The organism is Micromonospora sp. WMMD964, assembly GCF_029581455.1.
GTDB lineage: Bacteria > Actinomycetota > Actinomycetes > Mycobacteriales > Micromonosporaceae > Micromonospora.
Window position 1 is genome coordinate 6,370,351 of record NZ_CP120860.1, and the last position, 24,734, is coordinate 6,395,084.

Below are 24,734 nucleotides of genomic sequence, written 5' to 3' on the forward strand. Positions count from 1 at the left end.
GGTCCTCATTCCACTGTCTCGGTGGTCGCTGTCGGCCGGGCTACCAGCGACACGTGACCAGGTCGCCGAAGGTGTTCGGGGAGCCCCACTCGCAGTGGTCGTCGATCCACTCGCCGATGTCACTGATCGTGTCGACGATCCAGGCGAACACCGACTTGATCGCGCCCCAGAGGCTGAAGTAGACGACCGTCGTCTCCGGTGTGCCGCCGACCTCGTCGACCACGTCCTTCGTCGACATGGCGGGATCCGGCTTGTCGAGGGTGCCCAGCACCCGTACACCGGTGTCGTCCTTGCCGGCCAACAACGCCGCGACCTGCTCCGGGGTCCGCTCCTTGCCGTCGTCGACGGCCACGACCGCGCGGTCGATCAGCGCCTCCCGGCTGCCGCTGACGGCTCGGACGATGCCGGCGATCTCGCCCAGCGTGAGGTCGTTGCCGAGTGCGGGACCGGTGATCCGTCGGACCGACACGGCACCGGACGGGTCGATCTGGATCTCGGCGGCCGTGATCATGTCGTCCGGCCCGAACGGGTCCCAGGCGAACGTCCACCGCCCGCCCAGGCAGCGGAACGCGCCGTGCGCCCGGCCTTCGGGTTCGGTCTCGGTGCGGTCGACCCCACCGCGTTCGTCGACGTACTGGACCACACAGTCGGTGCCCTTGTGCGGCGGCCTTCCGGTCTGGGCCACGGCAGCGGAGGACATGGCCAGCACCGTCCCGCTGACCACCCCGATCACCGCGAGGCGGTGTGCCGAGCGACTCATCGAACACTCCATTCCTGAGGAGGAGACTGGTGTCCGAAGAGTGCCGGGCCGCGCTGAAACGGCCCGGAAAGCCCGCTGAAAGCGGGAGCGTCAGTGGAGTCGGGCGGCGTCGAGCTGGTCGAGTTCGACGCGGATCGCTTCCGCGTCGGCGTCGCCGAGGTCGTCGAGGATGGTCAGGGCCCGACGCCACGCCGCGCGGGCGGCGTCGACGTCGGAGAGCGCCCGGTGGCTGCGGCCGAGATTGGCGTACGTGCCGGCCTCGGCGTACCGGTCCCGGACCTGCGCGAAGAGGTCGAGGGCCTGCTCGTAGCAGGCGATCGCCCGCCGGTCGTCCCCGAGCTGGTGATGGGCGTGGCCGAGGCTGTCCCAGGTGTCGGCCTGCCCCTGGACGTCGTCCACCTCCCGCAACATCCCCAGCGCCGCGCCGCACGACTCCAGGGCACGCTGGTAGTTGCCGAGCAGCGCCTCCTGCCAACCGACCGCGTTGAGGGTGTACCCCTGCCCGGCCCGGTTCTCGATGCCCCGGAACAGGGCCAGCGCCCGCCGGGAGTGGCTGAGCGCCTGCTGGTACCGCCCCTGGCGCTCGGCCAGCTGACCGAGATTCAGGCAGGTGTGCGCCCGCCCCGCGTCGTCGCCGACGGCGGTGAACAGGTCGAACGCGCGCCGCAGGTGGTCGTCGGCCTCGTCGTGGCGGCGGAGCCGGGAGCAGGCGAGACCGAGGCTGCGGTGCGCGTGGCCCTGCCCGGCCTGGTCCCCGATGCGGGACGCGGCGGCGAGGGCGATCCGCTGGGTGCCGAGCCAGTCCTGCCAGTGCCCCTGCCGGTGCAGGAAGCCGGCCATGGCCCAGGCGAGCCGCCAGGCGTGCCCCTCGAACCCGGACCGCGCGGCGAGCGGCACGGCGGCGAGCAGGACCGGGAGTTCGGCGGTGAACCACGCCGTGGCGGCCGCCTTGCTCCGCGGACGTTCCGCCGTCACGCCCGCCCTCGACGGCGCGAGGCTGATCTCGCTGAAGTGGGGGTGCAGCACGAGGTCGGCGGCGTGAGCGGTGTGCAGGCAGTGGTCGAGCAGCCGGTGGACGGCGGCCTCCCGTTCGGCCGGTGGTTCGGCCTCGTCGGCGAGGCCGGCGGCGTACGCGCGCAGCAGGTCGTGGAACGCGTACCGCCCGTAGGTGTGCTCGGTGAAGAGATTCGCGCGGGTCAGCTCGGTGAGCACCGGACCACTCGCCTGCGGGGTGATGCCGGCCAGGCTGGCCACCGCCGGAGCGGAGACGTCCGGCCCCGGATGCAGGCTCAACAGCCGGAACAGCCGGGCCGCCGGTGGGCTGAGCGTCCGGCACGACCAGGAGAAGACGGCCCGGACATCGGTGGCCTCGTCTCCCCCGTGGAAGGCGTCCAGGTCGCTCAGCTCGCCGGCGACGGCGTCCAGGTTGCTCAGTTCTCCGGCGACGGCCGCCAACGAGAAGTGCCGGTTGGTGGCGGCCCTGGCCGCGACGACGGCCAGCGCGATGGGCAGCCCGGCGCACCGGTCGGCGATCTCGTCGGCCGCGCCGGGTTCGGCGGCGACCTGGCGCTCCCCGAGTCGACGGACCAGCAGGTCGCGGGCCTCGCCGGGGCTCAGCAGGCCGAGGGGCACCGGTTGGGCGCTCTCGGTGACGACGAGCGGGACGAGTTGGTCGCGGCTGGTGACGATCGCGAGGCAGTCGGGTGAGCCGGGCAGCAGCGGCCGGACCTGTTCCGCGTCGCGTGCGTTGTCCAGCACGACCAGCAGACGCCGGCCCGCCACCATCGTGCGGTACAGGCTCACCATCGCGTCCGGGTCGCTCGGCATCCGGGCCGCCGGAACGCCGAGCGCCTCCAGGAATCCGTGCAGGGCCCGCGCCGGTTCGGTCGGTGCGGCTCCCGGGTCGAAGCCGCGCAGGTTCACGTAGAGCTGCCCGTCCGGAAAACGCTCGGCGGCCCGGTGCGCCCAGTGCACGGCGAGCGCGGTCTTGCCCACGCCCGCCGTTCCGGAGATCACGACGGCGCCGCCCCGGTCGACGAGCGCGTCGAGGGCGGCCAGCTCCGCGTCGCGCCCGGTGAACGTCGGCACGGAAGGAGGCAGTTGTGCCGCCACCGGCTCCTGCGCCGCCACCGCCGGGGCGGGAGCGGCGATCGCGGCGTCCTGACGCAGGATGGCGCACTCCAGGTCCCGCAGCCGCAGGCTCGGGTCGATGCCGAGGTTCTCCCGCAGCGCGTCGCGCAGTCGCCGGTACGTGGCGACCGCCTCGCCCTGGCGGCCGTCGCGGTAGAGGGCGAGCATCAGCTGCGCGTGCAGGTGCTCGTCGAACGGGTGCTCCCGGACGAGCCGCTCCAACCCGGGGACGAGCCGGGCGTGCTCACCGACGGACAACCGGGCCTCGGCGAGCGCTCGTTCGGCCTCCAACCGCAGGCGTACGAGGTGTTCGGCCTGCTCCTCGAGCCACGGTGACCCGGTCACGTCGGCCAGCGGCGGGCCGCGCCAGAGCGCCACCGCATCCGTCAGATGCCGCACCTGCTCGTTGCGGTCCGTCGTCCGGCGGGCCAGGTCGAGGAGACGCTCGGCGGCCTGGACGTCGGTGGACCCCGGCCCGGTGTCGAGAACGTAACCGGGCTGGCGTGCCACTATCGATCCAGGCTCGCCGAGCACTCCGCGCAGGTAGGAGACGTGGCGCTGCAACGTGTTCGCCGCGGTGGCCGGCAGGTCGTCACCCCAGACCACGTCGAGGAGGCGGTCGACGCTCACCACCCGGCCCGGCTGCAGCGCCAACGTGGCCAGCACCGCCCTGCGGCGTAGGCCGTTGACCGCCTGCGGACCGTCGGCGACGACCACCTCCACCGGCCCGAGCAGCCGGACCCGTACGCCCGTGCCAGCCATCGAGATCACCGAATCAGGCTAGTTCCGGAGCCCGGCCCGCTCGATCTGTTCGTCGCGCACTGGACACGATCGACGGCTGACCTGCTCCGTCAACCGGTGTACTTGCCGTTGCGGGTGTCCCCCCAGGTCCCGTCGTAGTGCACCTTGCGGTAACGGTGCACCGAACCCTTCTTGACCGCCTGCCAGTGGGCGTACGCCACCTCGTAGTCGTGGTGCTTGTAGTACTCACCGAACGACTTGTAGTAGATCCGGTGCCGGGCGTACCCGCCGCAGTTGGCGAGGTAGCTGTAGGAGTACATCTTCATCCCGCCGAAGTCGGACGCGTAGTACGTCCTGGCCGGGTGCCACACCGTCGACGGATTCGGGTATCCCGGCAGCTCGGCCCAGTTGTACGAGTTCCAGTACAGGTCCCAGCAGGTCATCGTCGCCGCTGTGGACATACCGCTCGACGTCGGCACGGCGAGGTCGTCGGCGACGACCGGGGACGCCACGATGCTCCGGTACGCCAACTCCGGTGGGGTCGGCGCACCGGCCGGCGGCTCCGACAGCAGCACCCGCGGCACCGGCACGGACCGCGGCGTGAGGGTCAGGTACGTCTGCAACATGCTCTGCGTGTCGTCGTACGCCAGGGGCGCGTTGCGGCCCATCTCCCCGTCCTGCCGCAGGCCCCAGTCGCCGGACCCCTCGTCGCGGGAGAACACCAACCGCACGCCGTTGCGGTAGCCCAGCCGCGCCACCTCGACCTCACGGTCCACCGGCTCGTCGTCGTACACCGCTGGGGTCGACGACCCACCGGCGGCGCCGGCCGGCGCGGCATCCCACGCGGCCAGCGTCGGCAGGACGACCAGCAGTGCGAGCAGCACCCGTCCCGACAGCTTCCGTGCCATGACCACTCCTCATCCGATCGATTGCGAGACGCCGACCCGGACGGTTCGCGCGTCTACGGTCCTTGCCGGGACATCCTTCGAGGCGAGGTTCAGAGCCTCGTCAAGGTGGCGTCAAAGACGCCGGGTTTCGGTGTCGTAACGGCGACGCTGGAGTACGCGTGGCCGCCCGGACGGCGCCCAATGAGACATGGACCAGCGTCGACTGGAAGGTCTCGGATGGACGCCACGACGGATCGCGAATGGAGCCGGCGGTGCACCGTCGTCGTCGCCGCAGCCGGGTACGGCAAGACCGTCGCCGTGCGGGGCCGGCTGGGCGGCCGTTCGGTGCGATGGGGCGACGGCCCGGACGTGGCCTCTCTGACGACGGATCTCCGGCTCTCCCCCGACCAGGTGGCGTCCGTACTCGCCGCCGACCACGACCTGACCGACCCGACGCTCGCGGCCCGGATCCACACCGCGACCGGTGGCTGGCCGGCGCTGGTCACCCTCGCCGCCCGAACGGCTGCTGCCCTCGGCCGGAGCTGGAACGACCCGGCCGAGCCGGGAACTCCTCTGGAGTCCTATCTGATGCGAGAGGTGTTCGCGGATCTGCCGCCCGAGGTCCACCCACTGCTGCGGGACGCGGCGCACCTCGACCTGGTCCACCCCGATCTGGCCGACTTCCTCGGGCACCGGCACGGGGTTCGTCGGCTCGACCAACTGGCTCGCGCCGGCATTCTCGTCCCGGCGACCGAGGTCGGGCACACCTACCGGATGGTGCCGGTCGTCGCCACCGTCGCCCGCCGCCATCTCCCGCTGGACCCGGCGGCGGCGGAGTGCCTGCACACGAAAGCCGCGACCTGGTACGCCGAGAACGGGTACCTCGTCCCGGCCCTTCGGTCGTACCGCACATCAGGTGCCGCCGAGGCGGCGGCGCCGATCCTCGCCGGCCACGGCGCGGAGCTGATCGCGTCGGGCGGCGCCGAGGCCGTTGTCGACGCCTACCAGGCCCTGCCCGAGCACGCCCGGTCCGACGGGCTGCGGCTGCTCTACGGCGAGGCGCTTCAGATGCGCGGCGACTTCGACGCCGCGATCGCCGTGTACGCCGCACTGGACGATCACCGGGAGGTCCTGCCGGCCGGGCTGGCCTGGCAGTACGGCCTCGTGCACTACCTGCGTGGCGAACCGCGGGCCGCGCTGGAGGTCTTCCAGCGCGGCGTGCTCGACCCGCACCCGTCCACCGACAACGCCCGACTGCTCGCCTGGACCGCCTCGGCGCAGTGGACGACCGGGGACGCCGAGGCGTGCCGGGACAACGCCGCACGCGCCCTCGCGGCGGCGACAGCCGTCGGCGGCGACGCCGCACTCGCCGCCGCGCACACCGCGCTCGCTCTCGACGCCAAGCTGCGCGGTGATCGATCGGCGGCCGACGAGCACCACGAGAAGGCGCTGCGAGCCGCCGAGGCGGCCGGCGACACCGTCCAGGTGACCCGCATCCGCGCCAACCGCGCGTCCGCACTGGTCGGCGAGGGTCGGTACCTGGAAGCGCTGGCCGAGGTGCGACCGGCGGTGGAGTCGGCCCAAGCCAACGGGCACGCCGCGATGCTCGCGCTGGCGCTCTGCAACGAGGGCTCGGCCTACTTCCACCTGGGTCGACTCGCGGAGGCCGCCGCCTGCTACGAGCGGGCCGTACCGCTCCTTCAGCGCATGGGTTCCCGGAAGGTCGCGTACCCCCTGGTGGGGATCGGTGACGTGCACGCGCTGCGGGGCCGGGCCAACCTGGCTCGCGCGGCGTACGAGGAGGCGCTGCGCGCGAGCGAACCCGTCAACGACCACCAGATCCAGGTGCCGGCCCTCGCCGGACTGGCCCGGGTGCTGGCCACCGAGGACGGCGTCACGGCGTACGCCCTGGCACAACGCGCCGTCGAACTGGAACGTGGCCCGGACTCGGCGACCGCCCGGCTCGCGCTCGGCTGGGTGGCGCTGGAGACCGGCGACCACGAACGGGCCGCCGAGGTGGCGCGGACGGCGTCCACCGCCGCCCGGCTGCATCGTGACCGGGCGGCGCTCGCCGAGGCGTTGGAGCTTCGCGGGGCTGCCGCCGTCGACCCCGACGACACCCGGCAGGCCTGGCGGGAAGCGGAGGCCACCCTGCACGACATCAGGTCCGCGGTGGCCGCGGACCGACTCGCGGTGCTGCTCAGCCGGCTGCCCGGCGCGGATCCCCAGGAACGCGTCAACGCGCGACTCGCCGCCGAACGGCTGACCGCCGCCGGCGTACCGCCACCGACGCTCAGCCGGCAGGGTCCGTGCGGCGTCGCACAGGTCACCGTCCGCACCCTCGGCCGTTTCGAGGTGTTCGTGGACGGCGCGCAGGTGCCGGCCACCGCCTGGCAGTCCCGCAAGGCCCGGGACCTGCTCCGGATCCTCGCCGCCCGACGCGGTCGCGCGGTGCCCCGGGAACAGCTCGGCGAGATGCTCTGGCCCAACCAGGACCCGGACCGGGTCGGCCACCGACTGTCCGTGGCCCTGTCCACGCTCCGCGGTGTCCTCGACCCCCGGCGTCGTACGCCGACGGACCACTTCGTCATCGCCGCTCATCCCAGTCTGGCGCTCGACGTCGGGCACGTCGAGCTGGATGTCGAGGAGTTCCTCACCGAAGCCGCACACGGCTTCCGGCTGGCGGAGCAGGGTGAGACCGATAGCGCCCGCGCCACGCTCCTCCTCGCCGAGCAGCGCTACCGGGGCGACTTCCTGGAGGACGAGCCGTACGACGACTGGTCCCGTGCGACCCGCGAGGAGGCACGCCGGGTCTACCTACGCGTCGTGCGCAGGCTGGCCTCGCTGGCATACGCCGTCGACGAGACCGTCCGCCACCTCGGCCGTGCTCTGGAACTGGAGCCCTACGACGAGGGTGTGCACGGCGAGTTCGTCCGGACGCTGACGGCGGCGGGTCGGCACGGCGAGGCCGCCCAGGCGTATCGGCGCTACGTGGAGGCGATGTCGTCGATCGGTGTACCGGCGCGGACGCGAGGCGAGCTGTGCGGGACCGTCGACGCTACCAATACCCCCCAGGGGTAGCATAGGCTGTACGGATGCGGGAACGGGTGTTCCTCGTCGTCGGCTACGACGGGGCAGAACTGCTCGACATCGCCTGCGTCACGTCCAGTCTCGACATCGCCAACCGGATCGGCGCCACGCCTCCCTACCGGGCCGTCCTGGCCACCCCCGGGCAGCGGGAAATCAGGTGCGACTCCGGCTTGCGACTGGCGGGTGAGGCGGCCCTGGAACGGTTCACCGGGCCGGTGCACACGCTGTTGGTCAGCGGTGGCCGCGGCCACGAATGCGCGGCGGCGAGCCCACACCTGGTCGGCCACGTTCGACGGCTGGCCGGGCTTGCGGAGCGGGTCGCGTCGGTCTGCACCGGGTCGACGGTGCTCGCCGAGGCCGGCCTGCTCAACGGCCGACGGGCCACCACCCACTGGATGTACGCCGACCAACTGGCGGCCCGGTTCCCCGACGTGCGGGTCGACGCCGAGCCGATCTACATCCGGGACGGCAACATCGCGACCTCGGGTGGCGTGACGAGCGCACTGGACCTGACTCTCGCCTTCATCGAGGAGGACCACGGGCCGGCGCTGGCCCGGGGAGTGGCGATGGGCACGGTGGCGTACCTGCAACGACCCGGCGGGCAGGCCCAGATGAGCATCTTCCTGGCTCGCCGGGTCAGCGACGACGACCTGGTCCGCCGAGTCAGCGACCACATCGTCAGCCACCTCGCCGACGACCTGGGCACGACGGCGCTGGCGCGACTGACCGGGGTCAGCGACCGTCACCTGTCGCGCCTGTTCGCCGAACACCTCGGGCAGACCCCCGGGCGCTACGTGCGTCGGGCACGCACCGAAGCGGCGGCGCACCTGCTGACATCGACCGACCTGCCACTCGGTGCCGTGGCACGACGATGCGGATTCGGCTCGGCGGAGTCGCTGCGGCAGGCATTCGTCGATCGGTACGGCGTGCCGCCCTCCCGCTACCGGACGACCCAGACGGCAGCGCGCACGGCCTGATCCCAGGGCCTCGGCCAGGCGTCCCCACTATTCGGACACCGCCGCTCTCCGCACGCCGCCCCGCGCGGCCACCGGCTCCAGGATCGGGGCATGACCGGGCAGACCTCGCGGTGCTGGCCGCTCCTTGTCGATCGATGGCCCGTCGCGGTGGCGCTTGCCGTCGTCGCCGGCGTGATCACGCTGGTCGACGAGCACGCCGAGGTGCTCGGCCCGACGGTGGCCACGATGGCGGGCATCTACCTCATGGCGTACGCGCTCCGCCGGCCGTGGACCGCGTGGCCGGCCTGCGCACGGCCCCTGGGAGGTGTACCACTATCGCGTGGACCTGGTGGTGAGTCGTTCGTGGGCGCAGTTCGGCGCGATCGTCGACCTCGGCGTCGGCATCGCGTTTGTCGTCGCCTCCGCAGGCTGAGTCGGTGAACTCCACATGACGCGGTTTTCGTCAATGCAGAAACGAGGGCGAACAGTGACCAGACGGACCGGCAAGGTGATCGTCAACCAGACGATCTCGGTGGACGGGTACTCGGCCGGGCTCAACCAGAGCGAGGACCGTCCGTTCGGTGACGATGGCGGCGACGGCTGGGGTGGGCGGCTGCACGCCTGGATGTTCGACGCGGGCGAGGAGAACCGGGCCGAGGTCGACCAGATCGACGCCGTCGCGGCGGTCATCATGGGCCGCAACATGTTCGGCCCGGTGCGGGGCGAGTGGGACCGGCAGTGGAACGGCTGGTGGGGTGACAACCCCCCGTTCCACGTGCCGGTCTTCGTGCTCACCCACCACGCGCGGGAGCCGCAGCCGATGGAGGGCGGCACCACATTCCACTTCGTCAGCGACGGGATCGAGTCGGCGCTCGCGCAGGCGCAGGCGGTGGCCGGCGACGGCGACATCTCGATTCACGGAGGTGCGACGACCATCAACCAGTACCTCGCCGCGGGGCTGGTCGACGAGCTGCGACTGCACATCGTGCCGTTCACCCTCGGTGCCGGCGTGCGGTTGTTCGACGGCGTTCCGCCGCTGGACCTCGAACAACTGACCTCACGGTCGGCGAGCACGGTCCAGCACGTGACCTACCGCGTGCTGCCCCCGACGGGGGCCTGACCGCGCACGGGACGGACCCCGGCTGCGTGATCCACTCGGCTGAATGACGTCACCCCGGACTTGTATCGTGCCGTCCGTGACACCCTCCGACTGGTCAGACGTCCGCAAACGGCTCGCACGAGTGGCCGCCGCTCCCGGTGCCGATGACGTCTTCGGCTCCTCCAGTCACGGTTGGCAGCTTGAGCCGCCACTGCTGGCCGAGGAACTGGCCGAGGCCGAGACGCAACTTCAGGTGGAGCTACCCGACGACTACCGGTCCTTCCTGTTGAAGGCGGGGAGGGGAGGCTCTCGTCGTCAGCGGCCCCGCACGGGGGCAGATGTGGGCCGACGACACCGCCGACGATGGCGGCTTCTCGCCGCTGCGCGATGACGACGGGACGCCGCTCGACTTCACCCGGTGGTATCGGCGCTGGCTGGACGAATCGGAAGCCAAGGTCCACCCTTGACGTACGCTCCGGCCATGGAACCGCCGCCGGTAGCTCTCAGTCGCGGACCCAGTCGGTTGGATCCATCCGCCACATGTGGTCGAATTTTCACCGAGAGTAGTCGGACGGGCGTGTCATGGACCTCGACGGCTGGCGCGCCCGCCCCTCGCTCGACGTGCCGGTAGCATGACTTTGGGGAGTGTTCCCAGGCAAAATGCTTGATCGCTGATCAAGACCTAATAATGTGGACGGTCAGATATCTACATTCGCCCCTCCCCACGGATAGTAATTAGCTAACCGGGACGACGAGGGGAAACGATGAACGAAACGTTGGCGACGGCCATCTCCGATCACGGAGCGTTGGCCTTGGTGCTGGCCATCGCCGGGACGACGGCAGGGTTGGTACGCGCATACGTCTCGCACCGAACACGCCTGCACGAGGAACGTGAGGCGTCGGCACGAACCGCCGCCCGGGCCACCTGGCTGACCAGGCTGGCGGAGGCCGACCACGACGTGGTGCGGATCGTGGAGCGCGACCGGGACGGGCACCGCGAGGTGGAGCTGGGCAGCCTCGACTCGGCGCGACGCGACGCGACCAGGGAGGCCGCGTGACCGGGGTGGAGGGCACCGCCGCCCTGACCCCGGAGCCGGTCGACAGCGAAGTGGCGCGCAGAGCGGAGGCCGCGCGCCTCAAGGCCGAGCACGACAGGGAGTTCGCCACCTTCGCCGAGGGCAGCTACCACACTGTGGAGGGGATTCTCCGAGCGGCGTGCTGGAACCGCGAGGTGGTCCAGGACGCGCTCAACGAGGCATACCTGCACGGGCGCGTCCAGTGGCCCAAGATCCGCGCCTACGCCGAGCCGATCGGCTGGGTGATCATCACGGCCCGCAACAAGATCCGTAAAGAGCTGCAACGCCGCCAGCGTGAAGCCGCGTTCGCGCCGGAGGACCTGCCGCCGGCACCCCACACGGACATCGCCGACGCGTGGGAAGCCCAGGAGACGCTGCGCACCTGGCTGCACCGCCTTCCGTCGCGGCAGGCCGAGGTGTTCCAGATGTCTCGCAAGGGATTCTCCAACCAGGACATCGCACGCATCCTCGGACTGGCCGAGAACAGCGTCCGCTCCTACAAGCTCGCTGCTCGCAAACGCCTGCAAGAGCTGGCCGAGGAGGCCGGCTACACGAACTCGGAAGGCCGACGGCGCCAGGGAGGCAGCCGTGGACCTCGATGACATTCTGGCGTTGGCCGAGATCAGCCAACCCAGTCCGCTGGAACTCGCCCGTGCCCGCCGCGTGGCACGGGCCGCGCAGAGCGAGTACGACCTGGCCGTCGCCGGCGGATACGAGATCATCGTCGATTCTGACCTCGTCGATCCGCTGACCTCGGTCGTCGACGAGGCGACCAGAGTCGCTCGTGCCGCGCAGCTCGCACAGCTCGGCACGATCACCTGGACGATCGACGATGCCGGGCGTCTCTCCTGGTCGGACGAGATGGCGATGATATTCGGGCACGCGCCCGGGACACTGCGCCTCACCCCCGGAACACTTGCCCACCTCGTCCACCACGCGGACGTGGACCACGTTCGTGAGGTCGTGCGAACGGCATGGCGACGCCGCCGCCCCGACGAGGTCACCTTCAGGGTGATCCAGCCGAGCGGCGCCGTGCGCCACGTGCACTGCCACATCGAAATCCTCACCACCGACGGCGCACCGTCGGGGATCATCGCCACCGGCGCGGACGTCACTGCGCTCGAACTCGCCCGGCAGGAACGTCGCCGGCTCGCCACCCGTACCGACATGCTGTGTGCCGACCTGGGCGCGCTGGACATCGTCAGCGGGCTTCCGACCCGCAGCTACCTGACCGACAAGGTCGACCGCGCGCGCCGCACCACCGGAGGGGCACTCATCGTCGTCGCAACCGAACCCGCCACCCGGCTACCCGACGCGCTCACGGACGAGAACCACGACCGACTGACGGCAGACGTCGCACGGCTCCTGCGAACGATCGTGGGCCACGAGGTGACCTGTGGCGTGGTCGGCTCCGGCCTGTGGGGCGTACTCCTCGCTCCGACCGCAGAGCACGCCGAGCCTCACGAGACCCTGGCGGCCCGGATCGTCGACACCTTCCGACGCCACCTGTTCAGCGTTCAGCAGCGGACAGTGCGGCTCAACACGTGGGCGGGCCTCGTACTCTTCGGAAGCGACATCGCGGCGACCGGGTTCGACCTGCTCATCGACGGCGAACACGCGGCGCGCGACGCGCGACGCAACGGTGTCCCGACCCGCGTCCTGACCGAACCCTCGGCGACCGACGACCGGACAGACAGATGCCGTTCGCAGGTACGGCAGGCGGTGTCCACCAACAGGTTCGCCCTCTACGCCCAGCCCATCGTCGACCTGCGACTCAACGAGGTCACCCGCCACGAGATCCTGCTGCGAGTCCGCAGCGACACGGGCGAGTCCGTGGCACCGTGGGCCTTCCTCGACATGGCCGAGCGCGTCGGCGAGATCCTCACCGTGGACAAGTGGGTCATCGACCACGCCCTCGAACTGATCGGCCGAGGGGCGCAGACCTCCCACTACCAGGTCAACATCTCCGGCAAGTCGCTCGCCGACCCGGGCCTGCTCACTTACGTGACCGAGGCGATCCGCCGACACGGGGTGAAGCCGGAATGCCTGACCTTCGAGATCACCGAAACCGCCCTCATCGAGAACGGCAACGAAGCCCTCGCCTTCGCGACCGGAATCAGAGAGATCGGCTGCCACCTCGCCCTTGACGACTTCGGTACGGGCTACGGCGCGCTCGCTCACCTGAAGTACCTTCCGGTGGACCTGGTGAAGATCGACGGCGTGTTCATCGTCGATCTTTGCCGGTCGCCGGCCGACCAGGCCGTCGTCTCGATGCTGGTGAAACTCTGCCAGACGCTCGGCATCCGCGTTGCCGCCGAATACGTCCAGGACGAGGAGACGCTGGACTTTCTGAAGAGCTGTGGAGTCGACTTCGCACAGGGCTACAAGACCGGACGACCCGAACCGCTTGACATCAGCCCCGAGAAGGCCGTGCGGACTATCGAACTGGAACTGCGGCTCCCGCCGCAGCACAGCGCCATGGGCTGACGAGCGCACCGCCTACGCCCGTGGCGGACCGGCTGCTCAGCGGTTGGTGAAGCCGGGATGGGCATCGACCACCCCGCTGGCCCTCTGCACCAGGAGGTTGTCGCCCTCGACCCAGATGATCTCGCCAGGGTGCACGAGGACCGGTTGGTCCAGGACGAAGTGATGCCACCGATCGAGCAGTGTGAGGCGGTCAGCCTGTTCCCGACGGACGTTGCCAGACCGGTGCCCGCAGTCCGGAGCCGTGCTGCGGATTGCTCACACTCTTCCTCCCGCCACGGGCTTTCGGGCTGATCATCGCCCGGCCCTGCCACTCGACACCGGGCCATTCAGCCCGACCCGATGACCGACGCCTTCGGCGCACCGGACATCGAAAGCCGTAGGTTATTCGGCGTGGGATATTCGGTGTGGCCTTCCGGCCGTCTGTACCTACCGGAGTCGGACGACATCGCGGCGGTCGCCGCTGTCAAAGCCGCCCTGACCGAGCGCAATAGTTGGCACCGGCCCGATGCGTCCTCGTCGAGTGAGACGCTCACCGACATCGCGGAAGTCGCCAGAGCATCGATCAGCCGCGACGGTGACTGGATCGAGTTCGGTCACGACGACGAGGGCGACCCCAAGTGGTCGAACCGGGCCACGGCCTTCTACGTCGCGATCGCGCCGTTCGTCCGCTCCGGGGTCGTCGACATCGAAGGCGAGGACGGCGCTCGCTGGTCCTACACCTACGCGGCCGGGCAGATCACCCAACAGGGCTGGAACGGTTGGGATGGGTCCATCGAGCCGTTCGGCGAGTACGTGGATCACCCGTAGGTGCCGCAGCACCGTCAGTTCGGCGCGAGCAGTCGGACCTCGCAGCGGGCCCCGCTGGCCTTGGCGAGCGGGCCATCACCGGTGACCAGTGGACAGGCCATCAACTCGGCCGCCGCGACATACGCTGCGTCGTAGGCCGAGACGTTGCCCCGTAACTCCCACATTCGGTGGAGCAACGTCGAGACGCCAACCTCGTCGATGACGAGTGAAGGCAGAGTGTCGACAGCCTCTTGAGCGCGGGCAGGGCCGAGCTTGCCGCCAAGGACCTTGCCCCTGATCACCGACATGACTTCCACCAGAAGATGCCCCGGCGCCGCCCAGTGGGGGATCTCCGGTCAGTTCCGCGCGCGCCGCGTCACCCAGCGGCCCGTCGTCGACCAGAGCATCGGCCAGGACTGACGCATCCGCGACGATCATGCGGCACTGCCCCAGGGTCCCCGCTGCTCCCGCTGCTCGCTCAACTCGGCGGCACTCTCCCCCGGAAGGGCGCGGGCACCATCAGACCGCCCGGCGAAGCGCTCAAGGGTTGCCGTGTTCCGTAGACGTCGAGCCTGGGTCTCCACCAACTCCAGCAAGTACGCCTGGAGCGACTGGCCGCGTGCCTTGGCTTGGGCAGCTAAGGCGTCTCGTACCTCTTCCGGCACGTCCCTGATCTGAAGTGCAACGATGCATTCATTATGCATGCGTCCTCGCCCCGGCGGTTCCGGAACGACTCGCCAGATCGTCGCCCACAGATCCGGGGCCACCTCGAAGAAGGCGAGCTAAGCTGTTAGCTAACCGAGGAGGTTGTGTCATGTCGGCTGAGGCCGTGCACTACAACATGCACGATGCCAAGACACACCTGTCGCGCATCATCGAGCGGGTGGAACGCGGCGAAGAGATCATCATCGACCGGGCAGGCACTCCGGTGGCGAAGGTCGTGCCGTTGGTGCGGCGAGCCAACCGCACCGCAGTCGGCTCTCTGGCCGGCCAAGTGGATCTCTCCGGTGACTGGGATTCACCTCAGACCAATGCCGAAATCGCGGGCGACTTCGGCATCGGCGCATGACCCTGTTACTGGACACTCATGTCGCATTGTGGGCCATCACGGGCGATAAGACTCTCGGCGACGAGTTCCTCGATCGGTTACGCCACGACCCGGACATCTTCCTCTCCCCGGTCAGCCTGTGGGAGATCACGATCAAGCAGAGCGCGGGAAAGCTCATCGGCCCTCCTGACCTGGCCGAGCGCGTACGGAACATCGGCTTTCGCGAACTTCCGGTGACCCACGCCCACGCCATCGTCGCGGGCCGCCTACCACTGCATCACCGCGATCCCTTCGACCGCATGCTGGTGGCACAGGCGTCCGTCGAGGGGATGGCCTTAGCCTCCCGCGACGCGTCGATAGCGTTGTACGACGTGGATGTCCTCAAGATGTGACGTGGCTTCCGCGGCCGGATCGCCCCGGGACAGCGGCTTCTGACCTGCCCTAACCCGAGTCGCGCTGCCGTCGCCGCAGCACCACGGCGGACACCAGATAGCCCACACCGACGACCGCCCACGCTGCGGCGAACGCCCAACGCCAGGGCGAGGGGTCTCCGAGGGCCAGGACCAGCCATCCGGCGGCCACGAAGAGCCAGACGCTCCCGGTGATGAAACCCTGTCGCGGAGTCTGTGCTGTCTGCCACCACGGGTTCTTGGCCGGCTTCATATGGGGAATTTTCGCACCCATGACGAACCCACGCCACCGCCGCACCACGTACCGCTCCTCTGCCCGAAGCCGATTGCACCGTGAGTCCGCACATCGTGGAACGGGCCTCTTCGAGGACGTCCTGGACCTCGTGGCCACCGGGCAACCCGCGTCCCTCTTGACCACATCGCTGACTTCCAGCTCCACCTACTTCCAACCATGGCTCATCGGTGGGCCTGGCCGACGACGCGAGCCTCATCCTCGATTTCTACGGTGGGCAGACTTTGCGTGTCTCCGGAACCGCACAGGCATGGACCACACACGATGTGTGGTGGCTCGCCGATCCGCACGCATTCTGCCTGGAGCCGCGTCCCCAGCCCCTGCCTTGCAAAGATCAAGCAGCCTGTCGGCCGGCGTCGATGACTGCCGCTGGCCTGCTCGCCATGTCGCCGCGCGTCGGCTCCGAACCGTAGTCGTCGGCCGACTTGGCTGTACGGATGGCTGCACAGCGACGTACTGCGATGCCGGGACAATGACCTGATGGCGGACGACAACCGTGGTGATGGCGATCGGCAAGCACGAGCTGAGGCTGGGCGTTGACCTTGGGTTCAGCGTCGCGGTCCTCACGGCACCCAGCTCACCAGGCACAACGCCCGGCAGGTCAGGCCGGAAACACTGTTAGATCCACACTCCCACCCGGACCCTCTCGAGCGGTGGCCGTGAGCGCCAGGTGGGGCGGGCCGCAGGAGCTGTTCGGCCAGGCGGCACCTGGCCGAGGTACTGCATTCGAGTGAGATTCCCCTACGCTCTGCAACCAAATATGCACGTTCCGTCAGAGCGCCAACGGTACGTGCTGTTATGTCTGTCGTGAGTGAATCATCAACGCGGCCGTCTCTGGTCTGCCTGCTGCTGGCCTGTGCCGCGTTCGGACCGTACCTGGCCCCCGGTGTGCGCACCGAGCAGGTGGCCGTGTACGGGGCCGCGCTACTGGTGTTGCTGTCGACAGCGTGGGTCACCCGCCTACCGCAGGCCACCGGCGCGGCCCAGGCCGCGATGTCGTTGATGGTGGTGCAGGCCACGGCGCTCTGCGTGGGGGTGATCGGCGCCGGGCAGGTGCAGTACGTCAAAGCCCCCGGCTCGGCCGTCTCCGGGTTCGACAACCTGCTGCTGCCGCTCGCGGTGATCATCAGCGTTCTCACCCTCGTCGGTCCAGCACGGCGACACGCGACGCTGAAGACGGTGTGCACGGTCGTGGTGATCGCGGCCTGCGCCAATGCGGCACTGGCGTGGTTGTCCACGACCACCGACGTATCGGCGTGGCTGTCGCTGTGGTGGTCGCACGCCGGCGGCCTCACCGACAGCGTGTGGGTGGAGCAGGTCGAGACGGGTCGATACACCGGCATGTTCGTGCAGCCTGCCGAGGCCGGAGAGTTCTACAGCGTCGCCGCCCTCGCCGCCGTGTACCGGCTGCGGTACCGACCGGTACTCCTGATCGCCGCGATCGCCGCCATCACCATCGGCGGGCTGCTCAGCGTGTCCAAGGTCTTCCTGTTCGTGGGTGCGCCCGTCGCAGTCGTGCAGTTCTTCGTGATGCCCGGTCGGCGCGGCCTCCGCTACTCGATCATGGCCGCCGCCTGCTATCTGGCGGCGGTCGCCGCGACATGGGAGCACCTGGACCGGCTGGGCATCACCCTGCCGACCCAGTTCACCGAGGGCGGCGGCGACCTCAACCTGTTCACGGGCGGACGGTTCGGCGGCGCCGGTCCGGCGACCGTCGCCACCGGATGGGAACTCGTCATCACCTACTCACCGATCGTGGGTTTCGGGGCCGCCGGCCTGTCGATCCCCTACGACAACGGTTGGTTGGAGGCGGCCGTCACCGGCGGGCTGCTTGGGGCGATCGCGTACACGGCGGTGTTCGCCGCGCTGATCGCCGGCTGCTCACGGCTGCGGCGAACCGGGAACGCCGCCGACCTCGCCCTGGCCTTCGGACTGGTCGCGGTCGCGATCGGTACATCCTTCGGACTGCCCGGCACGACCGCCAACCGGGTCGCCACCGTACTGTGGCTGCTGCTCTCGTTGCTGCTGTTCGTCCGCGCCGACCACGCTGAGAGCAGCACGCCGCCGGGGCGCCACCGCCCCAGCGCCGTGCCGAAACGCAGCCTGACGCCGACGACCTGAGCCGAAGGCCGACTCCAGCCGTACCGAGCTGTTCGGCAAGCGACGCTGACCGGCAGGGTGGCGCACCAGAAGGGCGAGGCCGATGAACGGCGCGAGGTGGTCATCAGTCGGTCCGAGCTGATGACGGTACGGGCAGGCGGTCGGGTGTCGGCGCGGACGGACAAGGGGCTGGAGGTCCGCATCAGCACCGTCCGTCCGCTGCACCCGCGGCCGGGCGTTTGCCGCCCATCGCGACGTGCCCGGACTAGGGAGCGATTCGCGGGCTCGGGCCCCCGATCGCCCGCCCCAAGGGATTCGCTGGTCAGGACGATCTGCGTTTGTGCTGGTGGGGCGGGCGGGACTCGAACCCGCGACCGAGGGATTATGAGTCCCCTGCTCTAACCGGCTGAGCTACCGCCCCTCACACCGCGCCGGATCTTATCCCGGCCGGTGGATCACGGGCCAGCAGCGATCCGGCCCCACCTCATCACCGCCGTCGTCGCTTCAGCAGCACGATGGGCAACGCGAGGATAACAGTGAGCACCCAGCCGACCGCGATGACGCCCCAGAACCACGCGTCGTCCTCCGAACTCTCCTCGGCGGCGAACATACCGATGGTGAGCAGCAGGCAGAAGCCGCCCATGAGCAGGGTGCCGAGCCCGCTGAGCACCATCACCGGGACCTCCCACCAGGCTCGCCTGGCGGGTTCGGGTTGACGCTCGATGGGCCTGGGCTGCGGGATCTGGTCCGCGCTGCGGGCCGGCATGGTGACCTGCCGGTCGGCCGGCACACCGGCGTCGATGGCCTGGATCGTTCCCGGGGGCAACCCGAGCATGGTCGGCTCGATGTGCAGCACGATGGCGTCCGTGCCGATGAGTTGCCGCGCGCCGTCGGGCCAGGCGAGCATGGCGGCGCAGTCGGCGTAGCGGACGGTCAGGTGCCCGTCCGGCCGCAGGTAGGTCACACCGTCGACGCCGAGGCGGACTCCACCGGCGCCTTCCCGGGCACGGTACGTGGGGCCGTCGACGGTGTCGGCGGAGTGGGTGGGTGCGGCGGTGAAGCCGGCCCAGTCGGCGCTGTGGCCGCCGGGCACCATCAGCAGCGCCGAGGTCATCACCTCGCCGGCCACATCGTGCAGGTCGGCGACGGTGACGGCCTTCAGTTCGGCCCGGTACTCGTCGACGGTGAGGTTCGGCTGCCCGGTCAGCAGGTTGAGGGCGTACCCGGGGAGCCGCGCGGCGTCCACCTCGGTGGTGGCGAGGACATCCTCACGCTTGGCGATCGTGGCGTCGAGGTCCGCCTGTTCGATCCGGCCGACCCGCATCTTCGCGAGTACGTCGATGAAGCCGCCGAGCACGGCGTCCTGCTTCTCCGCCAGCGCGTCGGCGAGTGCCCGCAGTGTGGCGTACCCGTCGCCGCGCGGCTCGTACGCGGTGGTGGTGGTGTAGGAGAGACCGGCGTCCTGGCGCAGTGACCGGTACAGCTCACGTTCCAGCACCCCGGCGAAGGTGCTGGCGGCGGTGGTGCGGCGTACCACCGAGTCGAGTACCACGGCGCGGGCGCCGCTGACGAAGTACGCCGGGGTGGTCGGCAGCGCCGACGACGCCACCGGCACCGGCTGCCGGGCCCCGCTGGGCAGGGTGAGCCGCAGCCCGGCGGGCACCCGGTCACCGGCGATCCAGAGCACGGCGTTCTCCCTGGTGAACCAGCGCGCCGCCCACTGCCGCAGGTCGTCGGCGGTGAGCGCGCCCAGGCCCCATTCCGGGTAGCTGCTCAGGCCGAAGTCGCGGGCGCCGTAGCGCCACAGCGGAATGTCGTCGACGGCGGCGGAGCCTCGGCTGCTCCATTCGGTGCGCAGGATCTCCTTCTCGACGTCGAGCCGCGCGGCCGGCAGGTCGGAGAGGTGCGCGCAGACGGCGGTGAGGAACGCCGCGATGTCCGCCTCGGAGCCCTGGGTGTGGAACGTGGTGTACGCGGGGGCGGTCGCACCGTTCACGTGGTAGTCGGCCAGGCCGAGCGGGGCGAGCGCGAGGTGTTCGATGAGGTGGGTGATGCCGGAACGGGCGAGTGTCTCGTCGGCGGTGCCGACCCGGAAGGTCAGCCCGGCGTGCATGGGCCCGCCGGTGGGGGCGAGCAGCGTGGGCACCCCGTCCACGTCCAGGTGCTGGATCACGACCGACCACCCTTCGCGTACGCCTCGGCGCGGAACTTGGTGAAGCCCTCGGTCCCGTCCACGTAGGCCCAGGGGTATTCGCTGCCGAGGTTGCCGAGGACGGTGAACTGGCCGGCGGCGGCGGACCACTGCCCGGTCAGGCTGAACATCAACGCGAACGTCGAACGGACCCAGACCCAGTCCCCTCGGTCGACGTAGTCGGGGTGCAGCACCGACCGTCGCCCGCACCGCATGATCTCGTCCACGACCGGCGTGCTGCGCAGGTACTCCGTGCGTTCCCGTTCGGTGTCGAAGTCCAGCCAGCGTTCCAGGTGCGCCTCGGCGACGAGCGCGCCGTTGGGTGCCCCGTCGGGCGCGGCCTCGGCGCACTCCCGGGCGAAGCCGAAGGTCCGGTCCCAGTCGCCGCTCCACTTCGGGCAGAGCTGTTGGAGCAGGCTGGCCTGCGCGGGCAGGTGGTGGGGGTGGCTTCGGGCGAGCCGGTCGTAGCGCCGACGAGCCTCGTTCTGGCCGAGTTGCAGGCCCCGGGCGATGGTGATCCGCTGTGTCCAGGCCGCCGCGTCGTCCTCGTGCCGGGCGGTGACGTCGATGAGCACTTGCTCAGCTCGTCGCAGGTGGTCGTGGAACTGGTCGAACTGGCTCCGGCTGACGTGCTGGGCCCGGGCGGCGCTGCGGATCCGCCAGCCGGTACGGATGAGGCAGTTTCCGAGCAGCGTCCCGGCGAGGGCGTCGGAGGGGTCCTCGTCGTACACCCGCCGGAGGAACGGCTCGGTTCCCTCCTGTTCCCCGGCGGCGGCGACGAGCAGTGTGCGGAAGGCGGGGTCGCGGTCGGCGAACAGCGCCCGCACGGCGGGCCAGTCGGCGGCGTCGAGCGCCTTGCGGAGGTCGTTGACCTCGGGGTACGCGGCACCAGCATCGAAGGTGGGGGCTGGCAGAGGGGCGGGCATGGCGGGGATCATAAGTGATCAACAAGGGCCGCGTAGGCCCCGTTTCGGGCCGGGTTCAGCCGGCGCGCAGCTCCTCCAGCACCGCCCCGGCGGCCCGCCAGCCGCTGGCGAGAGCGCCCTGGATGGACGGGCTGTCCCGGTGGTCACCGGCCACGAACAGCCCCTCCCCCAGTGACACGGGTTTGCGCAGCCGCCCCTGCGGTGGTGGCGCGGCGGGTAGCGCCTGCGGCACGGCGACTGTGGTGAGGTGTGTCCAGTCGGCTGTGGACTGACCGTACAGCCGGGTCAACTCGGCCCGGATGGTCGGCTCGGGTGGGGCGGTCGGGCCGACCACCGACGTGGCGATCAGGTGCCGTCCGGCCGGGGCGTAGGTGGGTGCCGCGTTGCTGAGCACCACCGTGTTCGCCACGATCTCCCGCCGGTCCCCGTCGACCAGCAGGATCGGTTCGGTGAGCGGCGGCTCGGGGGCGCTGTGGTAGTAGGTGGTGTAGCTGTGCATGCGTACCGTCGTCACCGCCGGAAGCAGGGCGGACGCGGCGGGCGGGTCGACGGCGACCACGACGGCCCGGCAGCGGACGTCGCCGGCCTGGGTGCGGACCCGGCCCGGGGCGACCTCGGCGACCGGGGTGTCCAGGTCGAGCAGGTCGGCGGGCAACGGGGCGGCGACGGCCCGGGGCAGCGCGGCCATCCCCTCGGCGGGCAGGCCGATGCGGCCACGGGCGAAGGAGCGCAGCACCATCGCGAGCACGTGGCTGGAGGTGGCCAGCTCCCGGTCGATGAACACGCCGGACAGGAAGGGCCGCAGCAGCTCCTCGATGATCGCGTCGGACAGGCCCGCCCGGCGTAACGCCGTCTCGGCGGTGGTCTCCGGCGCGGCGAGCAGCCGGGCCGCGGGCAGCGTGGCGCAGCCGGCGGCGAGCGCGGCGAAGCGCAGCCGGTCGCGCAGCGAGCCGACACCGGCGAGCGCGGTGCCCGGCCCGCCGGTCGGTTCGCGCACCGGGTTGACCAGCCGCGACAGGGTGTCGCCCTTGCGGACCAGCACACCGGAGGTGAAGTACCCGAGGTTGAGGCGGTCCGTGTCGAGCAGCGTGCCGAGCCGCGGGTACGCGGTGTTGAGCACCTGGAAGCCCCGGTCGACGAGGTAGCCGTCGACCACGTCGGTGGCGACTCGGCCGCCGAGGCGAGCGCCGGCCTCCAACAGCCGCCAGGGCACCCCGGCGCGGTGCAGTCGGCGGGCGGCGGCGAGGCCGGCCAGGCCACCGCCGACGACGACCACGTCGGTCTCAGCCGGCATCGCGCGCCTCCCGCTGACCGTTCGCCCGGGACAACCGGCCCGGCCACCAGATCTTCGCCCCGATGTCGTACGCCAGTGCGGGCACCAGCAACGACCGGACGACGATGGTGTCGATCAGTACCCCGATCGCGACGGCCGTACCCAACTCGACCAACACCACGAGCGGCAGGACGGCGAGGGCGGAGAACGTCGCGGCGAGCACGATGCCGGCCGAGGTGATCACCCCACCGGTGACGGCGAGGCCGGCGAGCACACCGGCGCGGGTACCCCGCCGGACCGACTCCTCGCGGACCCGGCTCATCAGGAAGATGTTGTAGTCGATCCCGAGCGCGACCAGGAACACGAACGCGAACAGCGGGAACGACGAGTCCACACCGGGGAAGCCGAGGACGTGGCGGAACAGCAGCGCGCAGAGGCCGAGGGTCGCGGCGAAGCTGAGCAGCACTGTGGCGATCAGCAGCACCGGGGCGAGCAACGCCCGCAGCAGCAGGGCCAGGATCACCGCGATGACCACCAGCACCACCGGGATGATGACGTTCTGGTCGCGCTTCGCCGCGTCCGAGGTGTCCACGTTGATCGCGGTGAAGCCACCGACCACGGCGTCGGCGTCGGGCACCTGGTGTACGGCGACGCGCAGCTCACGAATGGTCCGCTCGGCGCCGTCGCTGTCGGGTGGGTCGGTGAGGGTGGCCTCCAGTTGGACCCGCCCGTCGATGACCTTCGGTGCGGCGCCGGGGTCGGGTGGGCCGGTCTGTGGGCCGGTGGACAGGGGGCGGACGTCGGCGACGCCGCGTACGCCCTGCGCCACCTGGGCGACCTGCCGGGCGGTCTGTTCGGTGGTGAAGATGGTGGCCGGGCTGCCCGTGCCGGCCGGGTAGTGCCGGGAGATCACCTCCTGGCCGTCCACCGAGTCGACGCGTTGGGTGAACAGGTCGGACTGGCCGAGGGTGGTCGCACCGAGCTGGGTGAGCCCGAGCGTGAGCAGGGCCAGCACGACGGCGGTGCTCAGCCAGATCGGTCGGGCGTGGCGGGCCACGAAGCCGGCGATGCGACTCCAGATGCCGTGCTCCAGGCGCGGGTCGGCCTGGTCCTCGCGGGGCCGTCGCGGCCAGAACGCCCAGCGACCGCCGAGCACCAGCAGCGCGGGTAGGAAGGTGAGCATCACCAGCAGAGTGGCGGCGATGCCGATGGCGGCGACCGGGCCGAGTGCCCGGTTGGAGTTGAGGCTGGACAGCAGCAGGCAGAGCAGGCTGACGATGACCGTGCCGCCGGACGCGATGATGGCCGGGGCGGCGCCCTTCCAGGCGGCGCGCATGGCGGACCAGGGCCGGTCGTGGCGGTGCAACTCCTCGCGGTAGCGGGCGATCAGCAGCAACGCGTAGTCGGTGCCGGCGCCGAAGACCAGCACGGTGAGGATGCCCTGGGCCTGCCCGTTGAGCTTGAGCACGTCCGCGTCGGCCAGCAGGTAGACGAAGACCGAGGCGAGGGCGAACGACGTACCGGCGGCCAGCAGCGGGAAGATCCACAGCACCGGGCTGCGGTAGACGACCAGCAGGATGATCAGCACCACGACCAGGGTGACCAGCAGCAGTGGCCCGTCGATGGCGGAGAACACCTTGATCAGGTCGGCGAGCAGGCCGGCCGGCCCGGCGACGTCCACGGTGAGGCCGTCCCGGTCCCTGCCGGTGATGTCGCGCAGTCGATCGACGACAGTGCCGATCTCCTCACCCTCGGCGTCGTCCACCGGCACGACGACCTGGAGGGCCTGGCCGTCCTCGCTCGGTATCGGCGGCGGCAGCGGCGTGACCACGCCGGGCACCTGGGCGAACCGGGCGGCGTCGGCGCTCACCCGCTGCCGGTCCGCGTCGGTGATGCCGGAGGGCCGCTCGTAGACGACCAGAGCCGGGATGGTCTCCCGGTCGACGAACTGACCGGCGAGGTCCTGAGCCCGGGTCGCCTCGGCGTCGGTGGGCAGGAAGGCCGCGTTGTCGTTGGTGGCGACCTCGCTGAGGCGTCCGGCGTACGGGCCGGCCACGCCACCGATCACCAGCCAGGCCAGCACGACCGCCACCGCGACAAGTGTGGCCCGGCCGCCTCGTCCGGACATGCGTACCCACCCCAAGGAGATCGGCGCGTCGATCGACGCAGCGGAGGCTCGACATCGACCATCCTGCCGGGCAGGCAAGCCCGAAGCGGCCCAAACCTCCCATTCCACGCCCGCCCTCGCACCCTCGCGCCCTCGCGCCCTCACGCCCTCACGCCCTCACGCCTCGCGCCTCGCGCCTCGCGCCCTCACGCCCTCACGCCCTCACGCCTCGCGCCCCGCGCCCCGCGCCCCGCGCCCCGCGCCCCGCGCCCCGCGCCCCGCGCCCCGCGCCCCGCGCCCCGCCCCCCGCGCCCCGCGCCCCGCGCCCCGCGCCCCGCGCCCCGCGCCCCGCGCCCCGCGCCAAGATCGTCACAA

21 protein-coding genes, 1 tRNA gene and 1 pseudogene are annotated in these 24,734 nt (G+C 70.8%); 12 read left to right on the forward strand and 11 right to left on the reverse strand.

Annotated elements, in window-relative coordinates:
* Positions 1-40: 40 nt before the first annotated feature.
* The 3 genes from O7616_RS28970 to O7616_RS28980 all read right to left on the reverse strand — a co-directional run bounded on the left by O7616_RS28970 (position 41) and on the right by O7616_RS28980 (position 4,539).
* Positions 41-760, reverse strand: a complete 720-nt coding sequence (locus O7616_RS28970; RefSeq protein ID WP_282304858.1) for a hypothetical protein — start codon at positions 758-760, stop codon at positions 41-43.
* A 90-nt stretch (positions 761-850) separates the two neighbouring features.
* Positions 851-3,652 carry a BTAD domain-containing putative transcriptional regulator gene (locus tag O7616_RS28975; protein WP_282307763.1) on the reverse strand — a complete coding sequence of 934 codons (2,802 nt, stop codon included), beginning with the start codon at positions 3,650-3,652 and terminating at the stop codon, positions 851-853.
* Between the two features lie 89 nt (positions 3,653-3,741).
* Complete coding sequence (locus O7616_RS28980) at positions 3,742-4,539, reverse strand: hypothetical protein (protein WP_282304859.1); 798 nt, start codon at positions 4,537-4,539, stop codon at positions 3,742-3,744.
* A 216-nt stretch (positions 4,540-4,755) separates the two neighbouring features.
* Here O7616_RS28980 and O7616_RS28985 point away from each other — a divergent pair, with 216 nt between their 5' ends.
* From O7616_RS28985 to O7616_RS29025, 9 genes are all read left to right on the forward strand, one after another.
* A complete protein-coding gene (locus tag O7616_RS28985) occupies positions 4,756-7,599 on the forward strand; it encodes a BTAD domain-containing putative transcriptional regulator (RefSeq protein ID WP_282304860.1) in 2,844 nt (947 codons plus the stop codon).
* A gap of 14 nt (positions 7,600-7,613) precedes the next feature.
* Positions 7,614-8,585 (forward strand): helix-turn-helix domain-containing protein, encoded by a 972-nt coding sequence (locus tag O7616_RS28990; RefSeq protein ID WP_282304861.1) that lies wholly within the window; start codon positions 7,614-7,616, stop codon positions 8,583-8,585.
* 466 nt (positions 8,586-9,051) lie between these two features.
* Positions 9,052-9,684, forward strand: a complete 633-nt coding sequence (locus O7616_RS28995) for a dihydrofolate reductase family protein (protein WP_282304862.1) — start codon at positions 9,052-9,054, stop codon at positions 9,682-9,684.
* Between the two features lie 43 nt (positions 9,685-9,727).
* Positions 9,728-10,054: an SMI1/KNR4 family protein gene (locus O7616_RS29000; RefSeq protein WP_282304863.1), complete on the forward strand. Its 327-nt coding sequence runs from the start codon at positions 9,728-9,730 to the stop codon at positions 10,052-10,054.
* Positions 10,002-10,130 (forward strand): hypothetical protein, encoded by a 129-nt coding sequence (locus O7616_RS29005; RefSeq protein ID WP_282307814.1) that lies wholly within the window; start codon positions 10,002-10,004, stop codon positions 10,128-10,130. The genes O7616_RS29000 and O7616_RS29005 overlap by 53 nt, the downstream gene beginning before the upstream one ends.
* Before the next feature lie 297 nt (positions 10,131-10,427).
* Positions 10,428-10,721, forward strand: coding sequence for a hypothetical protein (locus O7616_RS29010; protein WP_282304864.1), 294 nt, complete (start codon positions 10,428-10,430; stop codon positions 10,719-10,721).
* The gene (locus tag O7616_RS29015; RefSeq protein WP_282304865.1) at positions 10,718-11,341 is read left to right on the forward strand and encodes an RNA polymerase sigma factor; all 624 of its coding nucleotides are present in this window, start codon (positions 10,718-10,720) and stop codon (positions 11,339-11,341) included. The genes O7616_RS29010 and O7616_RS29015 overlap by 4 nt, the downstream gene beginning before the upstream one ends.
* Entirely contained in the window at positions 11,328-13,226 is a 1,899-nt protein-coding gene (locus O7616_RS29020; RefSeq protein WP_282304866.1) for a GGDEF domain-containing phosphodiesterase, read from the forward strand. Before O7616_RS29015 ends, O7616_RS29020 begins: the two co-directional genes overlap by 14 nt.
* A 339-nt stretch (positions 13,227-13,565) precedes the next feature.
* Positions 13,566-14,033, forward strand: coding sequence for a hypothetical protein (locus O7616_RS29025; RefSeq protein ID WP_282304867.1), 468 nt, complete (start codon positions 13,566-13,568; stop codon positions 14,031-14,033).
* A gap of 14 nt (positions 14,034-14,047) precedes the next feature.
* Here the strand turns inward: O7616_RS29025 and O7616_RS29030 are convergent.
* Positions 14,048-14,465: pseudogene (locus O7616_RS29030) on the reverse strand (type II toxin-antitoxin system VapC family toxin).
* Positions 14,447-14,701 (reverse strand): hypothetical protein, encoded by a 255-nt coding sequence (locus O7616_RS29035; protein ID WP_282307764.1) that lies wholly within the window; start codon positions 14,699-14,701, stop codon positions 14,447-14,449. The pseudogene O7616_RS29030 and the gene O7616_RS29035 overlap by 19 nt, the downstream one beginning before the upstream one ends.
* 125 nt (positions 14,702-14,826) lie before the next feature.
* Here O7616_RS29035 and O7616_RS29040 point away from each other — a divergent pair, with 125 nt between their 5' ends.
* Both O7616_RS29040 and O7616_RS29045 read left to right on the forward strand, forming a co-directional pair.
* Positions 14,827-15,081: a type II toxin-antitoxin system prevent-host-death family antitoxin gene (locus tag O7616_RS29040; protein ID WP_282304868.1), complete on the forward strand. Its 255-nt coding sequence runs from the start codon at positions 14,827-14,829 to the stop codon at positions 15,079-15,081.
* On the forward strand, positions 15,078-15,452 hold the full coding sequence (locus tag O7616_RS29045; RefSeq protein ID WP_282304869.1) for a type II toxin-antitoxin system VapC family toxin: 375 nt from the start codon (positions 15,078-15,080) through the stop codon (positions 15,450-15,452). Before O7616_RS29040 ends, O7616_RS29045 begins: the two co-directional genes overlap by 4 nt.
* A gap of 49 nt (positions 15,453-15,501) precedes the next feature.
* Here O7616_RS29045 and O7616_RS29050 read toward each other — a convergent pair whose 3' ends face one another.
* The gene (locus O7616_RS29050; protein ID WP_282304870.1) at positions 15,502-15,723 is read right to left on the reverse strand and encodes a hypothetical protein; all 222 of its coding nucleotides are present in this window, start codon (positions 15,721-15,723) and stop codon (positions 15,502-15,504) included.
* An 846-nt stretch (positions 15,724-16,569) separates the two neighbouring features.
* Between O7616_RS29050 and O7616_RS29055 the strand changes: the two genes are divergently transcribed.
* Positions 16,570-17,883 carry a hypothetical protein gene (locus tag O7616_RS29055; protein ID WP_282304871.1) on the forward strand — a complete coding sequence of 438 codons (1,314 nt, stop codon included), beginning with the start codon at positions 16,570-16,572 and terminating at the stop codon, positions 17,881-17,883.
* Between the two features lie 323 nt (positions 17,884-18,206).
* Here O7616_RS29055 and O7616_RS29060 read toward each other — a convergent pair.
* The 5 genes from O7616_RS29060 to O7616_RS29080 form a co-directional block, all read right to left on the reverse strand.
* A tRNA-Ile gene (locus O7616_RS29060) sits at positions 18,207-18,283 on the reverse strand.
* A 66-nt stretch (positions 18,284-18,349) separates the two neighbouring features.
* On the reverse strand, positions 18,350-20,035 hold the full coding sequence (locus O7616_RS29065) for an insulinase family protein (RefSeq protein ID WP_282304872.1): 1,686 nt from the start codon (positions 20,033-20,035) through the stop codon (positions 18,350-18,352).
* On the reverse strand, positions 20,032-20,979 hold the full coding sequence (locus O7616_RS29070; RefSeq protein WP_282304873.1) for a hypothetical protein: 948 nt from the start codon (positions 20,977-20,979) through the stop codon (positions 20,032-20,034). Before O7616_RS29070 ends, O7616_RS29065 begins: the two co-directional genes overlap by 4 nt.
* A gap of 55 nt (positions 20,980-21,034) precedes the next feature.
* Positions 21,035-22,273: an FAD-dependent oxidoreductase gene (locus O7616_RS29075; protein ID WP_282304876.1), complete on the reverse strand. Its 1,239-nt coding sequence runs from the start codon at positions 22,271-22,273 to the stop codon at positions 21,035-21,037.
* The gene (locus O7616_RS29080) at positions 22,263-24,380 is read right to left on the reverse strand and encodes an MMPL family transporter (RefSeq protein WP_282304877.1); all 2,118 of its coding nucleotides are present in this window, start codon (positions 24,378-24,380) and stop codon (positions 22,263-22,265) included. The genes O7616_RS29075 and O7616_RS29080 overlap by 11 nt, the downstream gene beginning before the upstream one ends.
* Positions 24,381-24,734 lie beyond the last annotated feature (354 nt).

Coding starts and splice junctions, on each gene's coding strand:
- O7616_RS28970 (WP_282304858.1), bottom strand. CDS start 760: ATGAGTCGCTCGGCACACCGCCTCGCGGTGATCGGGGTGGTCAGCGGG.
- O7616_RS28975 (WP_282307763.1), bottom strand. CDS start 3,652: ATGGCTGGCACGGGCGTACGGGTCCGGCTGCTCGGGCCGGTGGAGGTG.
- O7616_RS28980 (WP_282304859.1), bottom strand. CDS start 4,539: ATGGCACGGAAGCTGTCGGGACGGGTGCTGCTCGCACTGCTGGTCGTC.
- O7616_RS28985 (WP_282304860.1), top strand. CDS start 4,756: ATGGACGCCACGACGGATCGCGAATGGAGCCGGCGGTGCACCGTCGTC.
- O7616_RS28990 (WP_282304861.1), top strand. CDS start 7,614: ATGCGGGAACGGGTGTTCCTCGTCGTCGGCTACGACGGGGCAGAACTG.
- O7616_RS29000 (WP_282304863.1), top strand. CDS start 9,728: ATGACGTCACCCCGGACTTGTATCGTGCCGTCCGTGACACCCTCCGAC.
- O7616_RS29005 (WP_282307814.1), top strand. CDS start 10,002: ATGTGGGCCGACGACACCGCCGACGATGGCGGCTTCTCGCCGCTGCGC.
- O7616_RS29010 (WP_282304864.1), top strand. CDS start 10,428: ATGAACGAAACGTTGGCGACGGCCATCTCCGATCACGGAGCGTTGGCC.
- O7616_RS29025 (WP_282304867.1), top strand. CDS start 13,566: ATGACCGACGCCTTCGGCGCACCGGACATCGAAAGCCGTAGGTTATTC.
- O7616_RS29040 (WP_282304868.1), top strand. CDS start 14,827: ATGTCGGCTGAGGCCGTGCACTACAACATGCACGATGCCAAGACACAC.
- O7616_RS29045 (WP_282304869.1), top strand. CDS start 15,078: ATGACCCTGTTACTGGACACTCATGTCGCATTGTGGGCCATCACGGGC.
- O7616_RS29050 (WP_282304870.1), bottom strand. CDS start 15,723: ATGAAGCCGGCCAAGAACCCGTGGTGGCAGACAGCACAGACTCCGCGA.
- O7616_RS29070 (WP_282304873.1), bottom strand. CDS start 20,979: ATGCCCGCCCCTCTGCCAGCCCCCACCTTCGATGCTGGTGCCGCGTAC.
- O7616_RS29075 (WP_282304876.1), bottom strand. CDS start 22,273: ATGCCGGCTGAGACCGACGTGGTCGTCGTCGGCGGTGGCCTGGCCGGC.
- O7616_RS29080 (WP_282304877.1), bottom strand. CDS start 24,380: ATGTCCGGACGAGGCGGCCGGGCCACACTTGTCGCGGTGGCGGTCGTG.